Here is a 1019-nt window from a genome sequence, read left to right on the forward strand (position 1 = left end):
GCGTGCGTCGGTGACCCGAAAGGGGTGACCCAGGCCGGTATCCGAGTCCTGGCCTACGCCGACCCGGACGGGGTGTTGACCGCGGACAAGGACCGCCAGCGGATGCGCGGGATCTGCATCGGGCGACAGCGCGCGGATGGGATGTTCCCGATCTCGGGGTTGCTGACTCCGGAGTTGGGTGCGGTGTTCATGCCCATGTTCGCCAAGTTCGCCCGCCCCGGCATGTGCAACCCTGATGACCCGGACAGCCCGCACACGACCGCGCAACTCGGGATCGACACCGAGTCCGAGGCCGATGACAGTGACGCCGATGCTGCCACGGTCGCTGCTCGGAACGTGTTGCGGGCCGCTGCCAAGCGTGATCACCGCTCCGAAGCGCAACGCAATCACGATGCGTTGCTGCGGTTCCTGCACCCCGATATGGGACCCACCAAACTCGGCTACCACCGGGGGCTGCCGGTCTCGACCGTGGTCACCATGCGCCTGACCGACCTCGAGCAGCGCACCGGGCTCGCTACCACGAACACCGGTGGCACGCTCTCGATCACCGAAGCGATCACACTGGCCGCGCGGTCCACCCCCTACCTGGTGATCGTGGACGCCAACGGCCGCCCACTGCACCTCTCACGCGGTCAACGCCTGGCATCGGTAGAACAGCGCCTCGCACTCACCGCGGTCGAACGCGGATGCACCCGCCCCGGATGCGACGCCCCCGCCACCCGCTCAGCAGTCCACCACATCACAGAATGGGCCGATGGCGGCGACACCGACATCGAGAACCTGACCTTCGCATGCGATGCCTGCCACGCACAGGTCAATTCTGGTCTGAACGGTTGGAAAACAATTGTCATGCCGGAAGATTCGGAGCATCCCGGCAAAACAGGGTGGATTCCGCCACCGCATATTGATCCGGCTCGTAGACCTCGGGTGAATTTCCGTCATCATCCGCGTGTGCCGAGCCCTTCGGGTGTGCCGGGTATCCAGGCACGGCGACTCTGCTAGAGCGCTGCCCCGCAGCC

General features: G+C 65.8%; 1 protein-coding gene. It reads left to right on the forward strand.

All coding sequences use genetic code 11. From position 1 onward, the window contains the following. Positions 1-1002: DUF222 domain-containing protein (locus ABZ319_RS40550; RefSeq protein ID WP_354991902.1), on the forward strand; the 1002-nt coding region annotated here is incomplete at its 5' end. Between the last annotated feature and the right edge of the window lie 17 nt (positions 1003-1019).

The sequence above is a fragment of the Nocardia sp. NPDC005978 genome, assembly GCF_040614455.1.
GTDB lineage: Bacteria > Actinomycetota > Actinomycetes > Mycobacteriales > Mycobacteriaceae > Nocardia.